Origin of the sequence: Parabacteroides sp. MSK.9.14 (assembly GCF_019041495.1) — a bacterium.
Taxonomy (GTDB): Bacteria; Bacteroidota; Bacteroidia; order Bacteroidales; family Tannerellaceae; genus Parabacteroides; species Parabacteroides merdae.
This window is the reverse complement of sequence record NZ_JAHPXO010000046.1, coordinates 24283-33448: the sequence shown is the minus strand read 5'-3', so window position 1 is coordinate 33448 and position 9166 is coordinate 24283. Positions and strand designations below refer to the sequence as shown.

The 9166-nt window shown below is 48.7% G+C and carries 7 protein-coding genes; 4 read left to right on the top strand and 3 right to left on the bottom strand.

Features of this window, described 5'->3' with window-relative positions; translation table 11 throughout:
* The first annotated feature begins 643 nt into the window (after positions 1-643).
* From thrA to thrC, 3 genes are read left to right on the top strand one after another with little or no spacing between them, the layout of a single operon-like run.
* Positions 644-3082 carry a bifunctional aspartate kinase/homoserine dehydrogenase I gene (gene thrA / locus KTG12_RS18865; RefSeq protein ID WP_122204287.1) on the top strand — a complete coding sequence of 813 codons (2439 nt, stop codon included), beginning with the start codon at positions 644-646 and terminating at the stop codon, positions 3080-3082.
* A 41-nt stretch (positions 3083-3123) separates the two neighbouring features.
* Complete coding sequence (locus KTG12_RS18860) at positions 3124-4326, top strand: cofactor-independent phosphoglycerate mutase (RefSeq protein WP_138272948.1); 1203 nt, start codon at positions 3124-3126, stop codon at positions 4324-4326.
* Entirely contained in the window at positions 4323-5636 is a 1314-nt protein-coding gene (thrC, locus tag KTG12_RS18855) for a threonine synthase (RefSeq protein ID WP_138272949.1), read from the top strand. The genes KTG12_RS18860 and thrC overlap by 4 nt, the downstream gene beginning before the upstream one ends.
* Before the next feature lie 108 nt (positions 5637-5744).
* On the opposite strand, the gene KTG12_RS18850 is transcribed toward thrC, so the two are convergent.
* Both KTG12_RS18850 and KTG12_RS18845 read right to left on the bottom strand, forming a co-directional pair.
* Positions 5745-6845 carry a DUF4434 domain-containing protein gene (locus KTG12_RS18850; protein ID WP_005640042.1) on the bottom strand — a complete coding sequence of 367 codons (1101 nt, stop codon included), beginning with the start codon at positions 6843-6845 and terminating at the stop codon, positions 5745-5747.
* 185 nt (positions 6846-7030) lie between these two features.
* Entirely contained in the window at positions 7031-7468 is a 438-nt protein-coding gene (locus tag KTG12_RS18845) for a DUF695 domain-containing protein (protein ID WP_005640040.1), read from the bottom strand.
* Positions 7469-7553: 85 nt separating this feature from the next.
* Here KTG12_RS18845 and KTG12_RS18840 point away from each other — a divergent pair, with 85 nt between their 5' ends.
* Positions 7554-8051, top strand: coding sequence for a GNAT family N-acetyltransferase (locus tag KTG12_RS18840; protein ID WP_022321263.1), 498 nt, complete (start codon positions 7554-7556; stop codon positions 8049-8051).
* Between the two features lie 8 nt (positions 8052-8059).
* Here KTG12_RS18840 and KTG12_RS18835 read toward each other — a convergent pair whose 3' ends face one another.
* Positions 8060-9010 (bottom strand): transporter, encoded by a 951-nt coding sequence (locus KTG12_RS18835; protein WP_005640033.1) that lies wholly within the window; start codon positions 9008-9010, stop codon positions 8060-8062.
* Positions 9011-9166: the final 156 nt, after the last annotated feature.

Genomic DNA, 9166 nt, shown 5'->3' with positions numbered 1-9166 from the left:
ATGCAGATTCTTTTCGCTTCTGTATCATATTAGGCGCGTAGTTGCGGATTTGAGGTTAATCAAACTAAAATAATATATTTTTTAATCGGAAAGGCTAAAAAAATATTCAGATTGTAAAATAACAAGACCATCAGGAAAGCTTTTTCCAGGCTTTTTTTCTACCGAGTCTATACCCCCATGCAAGTAGGATGATTTTATAATCTTCCGTTCCGATGGCCAGGAAAACCGGCTAAAACATCGTCCCGCCAAGTCCTGTTAGAACTACGTCCTTCTTTTTGGCGTGATATCGAACTTTTTTCTGTCAAATTTCAACTTTCAGGCAAAAAAATGCTTGCATTTGAAAAATAATGCGTAATATTGCCGACGTAAATATAAACACAAGGAAAATCGCAAATGACATTAACAGGTTTCACATATCATACCTGGGCACTGACAATGACCCCTTGGGGGGTTTAGCATATACAAATAGACAAATGCGGAGACCACGTCCCGCGTTGTTGCAATTCTCACATTGCACTTGCGTTTCTTTTTTTCAAATCAATCAATAATCAGTAAATAACTGACATTCTCAAACCGGCATGCAGTTTTGTTTTTAAACTGCCAATTGTCGATTACCGATTGTCAACTAAATAAATACATATCGATGAAAGTATTGAAATTCGGCGGAACATCCGTAGGTTCCGTGGATAGCATCCTGAGTGTAAAGAAGATAGTAGAGGCCATTGAAGAGCCTGTAATCGTCGTAGTATCCGCCTTAGGAGGGATCACGGACAAACTGCTGAAGACAGCCTCGATGGCGACGAACGGAGACGTAGCTTATGAAAGAGAGTTTTCCGAAATCGTAGCCCGCCATCTCGACGTCATACAAGGTGTTATCCCCGACAAAACAAAACGGATCGAAGTGCAGAAGCAAGTGATGGCTTTGCTCGACGAACTGGGTAATATTTACAAAGGTGTGTACCTCATCAACGACTTGTCGGCCAAAACTTCCGACACGATCGTCAGCTACGGCGAACGTATCTCCTCTCTGATCGTTTCGAACGTGATAAACGAGGCCAAACTGTTCGACTCGCGCAAATTCATCAAAACGGTCAAACAGTTCAACAAGCATATCGTCGATTTCGAATTGACAAACCGCCTGATCGAAGAAACATTCGACCCGCTGCCTAAAGTATCTCTGGTTCCCGGCTTTATATCTTCCAGCAAGGAAGGAGAAGTGACTAACCTCGGACGCGGAGGCTCCGACTATACGGCCTCTATCCTGGCAACAGCACTTAATGCCCGCAGGCTGGAGATCTGGACGGATGTGGATGGCTTCATGACGGCCGATCCGCGTGTGATCAGTTCGGCTTATGTCATCGACCGACTGACATTCACGGAAGCGATGGAATTATGCAACTTCGGAGCGAAAGTGATTTATCCTCCGACGATCTATCCGGTTTATCACAAAAACATACCGATCCGCATCCTGAATACCTTCAACCCGACTGCAAGGGGTACTTATATCTCCAAAGAACGGGTGCAGGATGACAGCAAGGCGATGATCAAAGGTATTTCCTCCATCAACGACACGTGCCTGATCACGGTGCAAGGTCTGGGCATGGTGGGTGTTATCGGCGTCAACTATCGTATTTTCAAGACATTGGCAAAGAATGGCATCAGCGTGTTTATGGTATCACAGGCCAGCTCGGAAAACAATACGACATTTGCCGTCCGGAATGCAGATGCAGACCTGGCAGTTAGAGTATTGGACGAAGAATTCGCACTCGAACGCGCCCAGGGTGATATGAGCGACACGGTAGCAGAAAAGGATCTGGCCACTGTCGCTATCGTAGGCGAAAACATGAAACGTACTCCGGGTATAGCCGGCAAGTTGTTCGGAACACTGGGCAGCGCAGGTATCAGCGTAATCGCTTGCGCACAGGGGGCTTCCGAAACAAACATTTCTTTCGTCATCAAGCTGAAATACCTGCGCAAGGCATTGAACTCGATCCACGACTCCTTTTTTCTTTCCCAATACAAAGTGTTAAACCTTTTCATAGCGGGTGTCGGTACGGTCGGAGGCAACCTGTTGGAACAGATCCGCATCCAGCAACCGAAACTGATGCAGCAGAACGGGCTGAAACTGAATGTGGTCGGCATAGCTAACAGCAAGCATGCCATTTTCTGCCGCGAAGGGTTGAACCTGGAAACCTGTATTGACGAACTGAAAAAGAACGGACAGGAAAGTTCGCCCGAACATCTGAAAGAAGAAATCCTGAAGATGAATATCTTTAACTCGGTGTTCGTGGACTGCACGGCCAACCAGGCGGTCTCCGATCTGTACGAAGAATTGCTGAACAATAACGTATCGGTCGTTGCGGCAAACAAGATCGCTGCATCCTCTTCATACGAAAACTATATCAAACTGAAAGAAACAGCCCGTCACCGCGGCATCAAGTTCCTGTTCGAAACGAACGTAGGGGCCGGACTGCCGATCATCAACACGATGAACGACCTGATCAACAGCGGCGACCATATCCTGAAACTGGAGGCTGTCCTTTCCGGAACGCTCAACTATATCTTCAATACGTTGAGTGCGGACATTCCTTTCAGCAAAGCGATCATGATGGCTAAAGAAGAAGGATATTCCGAACCGGACCCCCGCATCGACCTGAGCGGGAAAGACGTGATCCGCAAGCTGGTAATCCTGGCACGTGAAGCCGGATACAAGGTAGAACAGGAAGATGTGAAACGCAACCTTTTCATTCCCGAAAGCTATTTTGAAGGCTCGTTGAACGATTTTTGGCGTAACATACAGGGCCTAGATGCCCGGTTCGAAGAGAAGCGCCAGCAGTTGGAAGCGGAAGACAAGCGTTTCCGCTTCGTCGCCAAGATGGAAAACGGGGCATGCGAAGTCGGTTTGCAGGAAGTGGATGCCCACCACCCGTTCTACGAACTGGAGGGCAGCAACAACATCATCATGATCTCTACCGAACGATACCACGAGTATCCTATGATCATCAAAGGCTATGGAGCCGGAGCCGATGTCACGGCGGCTGGAGTCTTCGCCGATATTATTTCGATCGCTAACATCCGTTAAACAATTGATAATTGACAATTGACAATTATTAGAAGAGAATTATGAAAAGTATCATCATCTTGGGAGACGGTATGGCCGATGAGCCGATAGAGGCCTTGGGCGGCAAGACACCAATGCAGTATGCGGACACTCCCTATATGGACAAACTGGCCGAAATGGGCGTTACCGGACGAATGAAGACCGTTGCCGACGGTTTCCATCCGGGAAGCGAAGTGGCGAACATGGCAGTGCTGGGCTACGACCTCCCGACCGTCTACGAAGGACGGGGCGTGCTGGAAGCGGCCAGTATCGGATATGACCTGAAACCAGGTGAAATGGCCATGCGCTGCAACCTGATCTGCGTGGAGGGCGATATCCTGAAGAATCATTCATCCGGCCATATCACCACAGAGGAAGCGGACGAGCTGATCCGCTTTCTAAATGAGAAATTAGGGTCCGACCACATACATTTCTATACCGGTGTGTCTTACCGCCACCTGTTGATTGTGAAAGGAGGCGATAAGCGCCTGGACTGCACTCCGCCACACGATGTGCCTCTACATCCCTTCCGTCCCCTGATGATCAAACCGGAAGCACCCGAAGCACAGGAAACCGCCGATCTGCTGAACAACCTGATCCTGCAATCGCAGGAGATACTGAAAGACCACCCCGTCAACCTCCGGCGCATCGCTGCCGGGAAAGACCCGGCAAACAGCATATGGCCCTGGTCGCCGGGATATCGTCCGGCTATGCAAACCATGCAGAAAATGTATGGCTTCAAGCAGGGTTCCGTCATCTCGGCCGTCGATCTGATACGAGGCATAGGCGTTTATGCCGGCCTGGAAGTAATCGACGTGGAAGGTGCCACCGGACTCTACGACACGAACTACGAAGGAAAAGCGCATGCCGCCCTCGAAGCACTGAAAACAAACGATTTCGTTTATCTTCATGTCGAAGCCAGCGACGAAGCCGGACACGAAGGAGATGTAGATCTGAAAATCCGGACCATCGAAAACCTGGACAAACGAGCCATCGGTATCCTCTTCGAGGAATTGCAGAAATGGGATGAACCGGTAGCAATTGCCGTCCTGCCCGACCATCCGACTCCTTGTGCCATCCGTACACATACGAATACTCCCGTCCCTTTCCTTATCTATAAACCGGGACAGGAGCCCGACAGTGTGACGCGTTTCGACGAGTTCTCCGTACTGGAAGGGAAACATGGCATATTAGAGAAAGACGAATTTATAAAAGAATTATTATGAAATATTACAGCACGAACAAACAAGCTCCGCTTGCCTCACTGGAAGAAGCCGTCGTAAAAGGCCTTGCCGGTGACAAAGGTTTATATATGCCGGAACATATCCGGCCTTTGGACAAGGATACGATCTCCGGTCTCAAAAACAAATCATTCCATGAAATCGCCTGTACGGCAGCACAGGCTTTCTTCGGGGAAGATATAGAACCGGAAACGCTCGATGCAATCGTCCGGGACACGCTGTCGTTCGAGACGCCGGTCGTCCCTGTACGCGACAATATCTACAGCCTCGAACTATTCCACGGCCCGACTTTGGCTTTCAAGGACGTAGGGGGACGTTTCATGGCCCGCCTGTTAGGCTATTTCATTAAAAAAGAAGGATTGAAGCAGGTGAACGTGTTGGTGGCCACCTCCGGTGATACGGGAAGCGCTGTTGCAAACGGTTTTCTCGGCGTACCGGGTATTCATGTGTACGTGCTCTATCCGAAGGGAAAAGTAAGCCCGATCCAGGAATGCCAATTCACTACGCTTGGACAAAACATCACGGCACTGGAAGTAGACGGGACGTTCGACGACTGTCAGGCATTGGTCAAGTCCGCCTTTATGGATGAAGAGTTGAACCGCCACATGAAGCTGACATCAGCCAACTCCATCAATGTGGCACGTTTCCTTCCGCAATCTTTCTACTACTTCAACGCGTATGCGCAACTGGATAAAATAGGCAAAGCGGACCAACTGATTGTATCCGTCCCCAGTGGAAACTTCGGCAATATCACAGCTGGTTTGTTTGCACATCGGATGGGGTTGCCGATCAAACGTTTCGTGGCTGCCAACAACCGCAACGACGTGTTCCTGGAATACCTGCACACGGGGGTTTACACGCCGCGTCCCTCCGTTCCGACCATCGCCAATGCGATGGATGTCGGTGATCCGAGCAACTTCGCCCGCATCCTGGACTTGTACGGCAAGAACGGCAACCCGCACGCGGAAATCAGCCAGCTGATCAGCGGTTACCGTTTCACAGACGAAGAGATCGGGGCTACCATGAAGCAAGTTTACAACGAAACGGGCTACGTGTTAGACCCTCACGGTGCTTGCGGTTACCAGGCTTTAATCGATAACAAACTGGCTCCGAACGAAACCGGCCTGTTCCTCGAAACCGCCCATCCCGCCAAGTTCAAAGGGACGGTAGACAAAATACTGGATGCCGACATCGAAATCCCCGCCAAACTAAAAGCCTTCATGCAAGGAGAAAAGCAAAGCGTAGGGATGGAAAAGGACTTCGAGACTTTCAAAAGCTATCTGTTGGCACAATAAACATCTTGCACAAAAAAATAAACATCCCGCCATTCAAGGTGAAAACCAATTCGAAACCCTGAATGGCGAGATGTTCATGTCTTCGTACTACTTTTTGCAATCACCTATTTATCCAATTTCAAAATACTCCTTATAACGGTCATACAGATGCCCTGCCTGCAAATAGGCGGACTGAGGACTCATGAAATGGGAGAACTCGAAAGTGATCGCCTTGTCGTACTTTTGCCGGGCGGCCGCTTCGAGCTTCATGCGCAGCTTGTCGAACTTGATCGGGAGGAACTTGATCGGCATGTCCCGGTCAAACGATTCGGCATTCGTCCAGCACTCGATACCGTACTTATCCGCCATCTTCTTATTGACACTGAAAAAGGCATCCAATTCATCGTAATCGATATGACCGTCCTGGAAAGCGCAGGCATCCACGTTTCCCTTGATCCCGTCGAATATTTCAGACCATTCCTTTTCATGCTGTTCCACAGAGACCGCTTCGGCTTTTGTCAGGTCTCCTCCAGCAGCAGCGACAGCTTTCTTTCCGTCAATCCAAGGAGAGATGAGAGTCGGCAGACCGCCTGAGACCTCCTTGCACTGCTTGCCTAAACTGCTGAATGCCGCGATCGCCCCCTTGGTCGCACGGCTGATCTCCTGGCAGAGATACCATCCTTGGAAACTTTTATGATGCCCGTATTTCTTCCAGACCTCCTCGATCACATATTTGTTGGATTCGATTTCCCAGGTCAGGTCGCCCGTATCCCAGTATTTGCCGGAATCGTATAATCCGAAAAAGAACTTCATCCCGTATTTATCCGACAGACGCAGGTACATGTCAATCAGATCGACCGAAGGCATATAGCAGCCGAATGTTTTCATCAGATACTCCGAAGGATAGGTGATAAACTTGCGATAACCGCTCCGGATCACGATTACCGTATCGATCCCGATCGCTTTCATATAAGCAAAATCCCGATCCCATTCCTTTTCCCCCCAATTCTGATGCGGGATATCATGGGATATCTCATCCAAAAAAGTCCCGGATATTTTCAGCCCCTGCGCCTTCGGAATGATTAGTTTACTTTGGATATTCTCTTCCGTGCCGGCGCCCGAACAGCTTGCCGATGCCTTTTCTGCACACGAAACAAATGCTCCGGTTGCTAAAACAGCCCCGGTAGCAGAGACTTGCTTGATAAAATCCCTCCTGTTGTGATTCTTCATGGTAAATATACATTTTATCTAATCTCACAAATATATGTAAATATATTTAGCATTCGTTTTTCTAAACTTTCAGGAAAGAGAAACTATTTAGAACTCAGAAGCAAAAACTCCGGACGATATCACCAAACATGTTTCCGAGTTCTACAACCATGTTCCCTTGATTTTTTTCCTACGGGCAAAACATATCATTCAATGGCCCACTCCTTCATCTCATACATATCCAAGTATTCCTCCCATTCGGGGTCCACCTCCGTATAGATAGAGATCGGCAACATTTCAAACGGCGCCAGGGCTTCGTTCAACCGTTCACCAAAAACGCGGACGGTGCGGGTATAATAGACCCATATCCTCTCTCCGCCACCGGTATAAACACCGGTCAGGATCGACAGCTTATCTTTTTCCATCGCCTTACGCAAAACTTCCTGTACCTCCTCCATCTTTTCGGCAAGCGCTTCGGAAGGCATTCCTTTATCGTCACCTTCATATTTCCAGGTGATTTCCACCCGTTCCTTGAACTTGCCCGACTGAATAAATTCAGTTAATTCATCACGACCGGAAACGGTGACCAGTTGTCCGGATTCATTCTCTGAAAGAGCGGTAAACCACTCGTTGCTTAATCTCATATCAATATCAATTATTCTACAAAAATACAGATTATTTTCCTTCTAATACATTATTTTTGCGGCAAGAATACAAGATAAAAGGGATATGATCAGACAAGTGGAGTTCCAGGACGCAAAGGCGATCACAGACATTTACAACGAATATGTGTTGCACAGCGTGGCTACTTTCGATACGGAGCCGGTGCAGGAAGAAGAAATGCGTGCCCGAATTACAGAAATATCTTCCCACTTTCCTTATTTCGTCTACGAAGAAGACAAAGAAATCACCGGCTATTGTTATGCCCATACGTGGAAAGAGCGTTCAGCTTACCGCTATACGCTGGAAACAACTGTCTACCTGTCTCCCGGACATACAGGAAAGGGCATCGGGATGCTCCTGATGCAAAGATTGATTGAAGCATGTCGCGAAAATGGCTACCGAGCCTTGATCGCCTGCATCACGGAGGGGAACGAAGCCAGTAATATCTTGCATGAAAGGCTTGGGTTCAAACAGGTTTCCCACTTCAAAAAGGTCGGCTTGAAGTTCGACCGTTGGCTGGATGTCGCAGACTACGAACTTCTGCTGCTCCCGGCCTGCGACTGAAAAAAGCTCTAAATGGGATCATTTTTCCTCTTCTTCCACAACTGATAACTGTTAAAAAGATTTTGCCACAGGACGTATGATCCGGGGCCGACCGATGAAAGCGGGTCCAGATAGGTATAAGCCATCCAGATGGCAAGTACAGTGTTTTTCTGCCCAAGGGCCTGCCCAGCACTGATGCGGTCGGAATAGCGGGTTCCGATCCGTTTACCCAAATAGAACTGGACAGCGCAGGTCACTAAGCCCGCCAAGGCTATCAGCACCTCCACTCCTACCGGAGCATTGCTTTCGACAAGAGACTTCACGGTCTGGGCCGTCACGATGGCAAGCGCGACACCCCAGAGATAGAAAGCAAGGTCGCGGAAACCCAACAGGAAATGATGCAGTCCCGGAAGGAAATAGCGGAACAACATCGCCAGGAAAAACGGGCAGAGCAACAAAGGGAACACCTTGCTCAATATCTTCAGAAAAGCGGTCACAAAGGTTATATCGGCATGAGGTTCTACCAACGGAAACATCAACGGGACAACTATCGCCGCCAGAACGTTCGACAGCAACGTGTAAGTCGTCAGGCTGGATGCACTCCCCCCTAACTTGCCGGTGATGACAGCTGCTGCCGTAGCCGTCGGGCAGATCAGGCAGACCATCGCACCCTCGAAAACCTCCTTGTAAGCACCATCCATGTGTACGAATATCAACAAGGCAGCTACAAGCGAAGCCGAAACAAGCTGGAACAACAACAGCCATCCATGCCAGAGAGAAGGCATTAACTCGTGCGGTTGCACTTTGCAGAAAGTCAGCAATAGTTGAGCAAAGATCAAAGCGGGAGTCAGATAGGCCACAAAAGAACTCATGAACGGTTTCGTCGGCTCCAGAAAAGCGAAGTTGGCAAAGATAAAATACCCTAACGCACCGGCAAGCATCGCAACGGGCAATGTCCAGTTTTTCAGAAAATTCAACATAGCACCTTCTTTTATTTTCGGGCGCAAAGGTACGACAAATAATCAGATATATCAAAGCCTGTTCCGCCGTGTGACGAAACAGGCTTCGTTGCCTGACGGAGCCGCTTAAAGAGGCTTGCGATTGAAGCTTCGCGACCCGTCGATTGTATCAATCGT

What these genes read in the sequence shown, in the direction of transcription:
- KTG12_RS18840 (WP_022321263.1), top strand. Translation starts at nt 7,554, where the DNA reads ATGATCAGACAAGTGGAGTTCCAGGACGCAAAGGCGATCACAGACATT.
- thrA (WP_122204287.1), top strand. Translation starts at nt 644, where the DNA reads ATGAAAGTATTGAAATTCGGCGGAACATCCGTAGGTTCCGTGGATAGC.
- KTG12_RS18835 (WP_005640033.1), bottom strand. Translation starts at nt 9,010, where the DNA reads ATGTTGAATTTTCTGAAAAACTGGACATTGCCCGTTGCGATGCTTGCC.
- KTG12_RS18860 (WP_138272948.1), top strand. Translation starts at nt 3,124, where the DNA reads ATGAAAAGTATCATCATCTTGGGAGACGGTATGGCCGATGAGCCGATA.
- KTG12_RS18850 (WP_005640042.1), bottom strand. Translation starts at nt 6,845, where the DNA reads ATGAAGAATCACAACAGGAGGGATTTTATCAAGCAAGTCTCTGCTACC.
- KTG12_RS18845 (WP_005640040.1), bottom strand. Translation starts at nt 7,468, where the DNA reads ATGAGATTAAGCAACGAGTGGTTTACCGCTCTTTCAGAGAATGAATCC.
- thrC (WP_138272949.1), top strand. Translation starts at nt 4,323, where the DNA reads ATGAAATATTACAGCACGAACAAACAAGCTCCGCTTGCCTCACTGGAA.